General features: G+C 34.1%; 1 protein-coding gene. It reads right to left on the reverse strand.

Annotation, left to right across the window (positions count from 1 at the left end):
• Positions 1 to 160: 160 nt before the first annotated feature.
• Positions 161 to 1672 (reverse strand): hypothetical protein, encoded by a 1512-nt coding sequence (locus J2Z42_RS14590; protein WP_245331641.1) that lies wholly within the window; start codon positions 1670 to 1672, stop codon positions 161 to 163.
• Positions 1673 to 1863 lie beyond the last annotated feature (191 nt).

Genomic DNA, 1863 nt, shown 5'->3' on the forward strand with positions numbered 1-1863 from the left:
GAGTAAGCTCGGAAACTAATTTCAAGCTGGCTCAAAAATATTGGTTATGTTATTTTTGTGCAGATAACTCTTAGAGGAAGACATTATTCCTAAAAAAGAGTATAGCAAAGCTAACTTATCCATGAATAAGTTTTTTGAAAAAAATTTACAATTATGTAGATTAGCTTACTTTGTTTAAAGCTGATTCTAAAATGTCCAATATATTAGTTCTTGAAACAGATAATTGAGCATCTAAATGAATATTGATGCTATGGATTAATGTCCACCAGGACCAACGTTTTTTACCACGGCAGTGGGCTTCTTCCATATTGTAATCTTCGAGTAGTCTTTTATTTACTCGTTCTGAAGATGTTCTCTTTTTCATTATTTGTTTCCATAAATTTGTGTTTCTAGGTATAGGCGTAAATAAACGCAGGTCATCATCAGGCTTGACGTATATTACTCTGCCGTAGGCACTTGGAGAGCATACTTCCTTATGAGGACAATTGCTGATTTTACCTTTAACTAAAGGACAGCGATATTTTATTCTACTCCTGTCTTTATCATACCAATCATATACCATAGGTTGGTTGCATTTACAGATAGGAATACCGTCTTTAGTATAGCCAATTGGTGGTTCATATTTATTTTTGCCTTTACCCTTTGGGTTAAGAGATATAACAGCTTTTATATTCCATTTGTTAAGAAGTTTGTATGTAGGATAGTTATCATGGGCAGCGTCAGCAATAAATTTATCAAAGTTAAATAATGGATACATTTTCTTAACTTCTGAAAGTGCAAATATTGCAGTTACACCATCATAACGCTGTGCTTGAACCATCCTGAAATATATTGGAAGATCTTTTTTAAGTTTAGAATTATAGACACTAAGAAAATATAGACAGTGACCATAGTACCATTTTTCGTGATAGCTGTCCCAACCGCGTCTAGCATCAGGGTCAGAAAATTTTCTATCACATTTGCAATTAAAAATACCTTTTTTAATGCAATCACAGGTTTTAGTGCCTAGTGGGCTGCCGCCTGTTTCAATACAGGTTCCATCTCCTGATATATCAAGTTTTTTGGTATCACCAAGGAGACCAAGTTTTACAGATGGCCCTACAGCTAACTTAGCAAAAATTTGTTGAAACAGCTTTTCGGGATGGGTTTGGATGGTTCGTCCTTTAAGAGCTTGTTCAACTAAATTTTTAATAACACCAGGGTGTTTTGGCGGCAGTTTTTTATTCTTCCCAAGTTTTTTTCGGGGCTTGGAAACAAAAGGATGAAGTGAGTTCCTGGCTGATTTTTCAACTTCAGAGCTCACGCCCCAAAACCTTGATATGAAATCATAATGAGTACCTAATCCTGGTACATCTGACATTGAGACACCAATGGCAGCACAAAGTATGTCATGTGCACGTAAGTGTTTTACCCACTTTGATATGCTATGAAAACCTAAATCAGACATTAATATAAATGATCTAAAAAGTTCAGGCTGTTGGTTTGAAGGTTTACCAGTTGAAGAATAGGTTTCACTAACTAATGGCAGTATCTCATCAAGATTTAAGATATATAGTTTTTCAATACTTGATGAGTAATATTCCACGATAGTGGGATTAGTTTTAAGAATTTCCTTAATACTCGATAAAAGAAAAATTTGATAATCAAAATGGCTGCGCCAGTTACCTAACATAAAAAACACCTCACAATTATTTGTAAATAGAGTCCATATTATGAGGTTTCAAATTTTACAAACTTTGTCAAGTATTTTTGGAAAAAATATAAAAATTATTTTAGTTTTTGTTTGAAATTCTGGGGGGAATAATCAAAAAGCACCCTTCGGGATTAAGATAAATGGAGGCCTAAGGGTTTCCGAATATACTT

It is taken from the genome of Clostridium algifaecis, assembly GCF_017874415.1.
Lineage (GTDB): Bacteria > Bacillota > Clostridia > Clostridiales > Clostridiaceae > Clostridium_B > Clostridium_B algifaecis.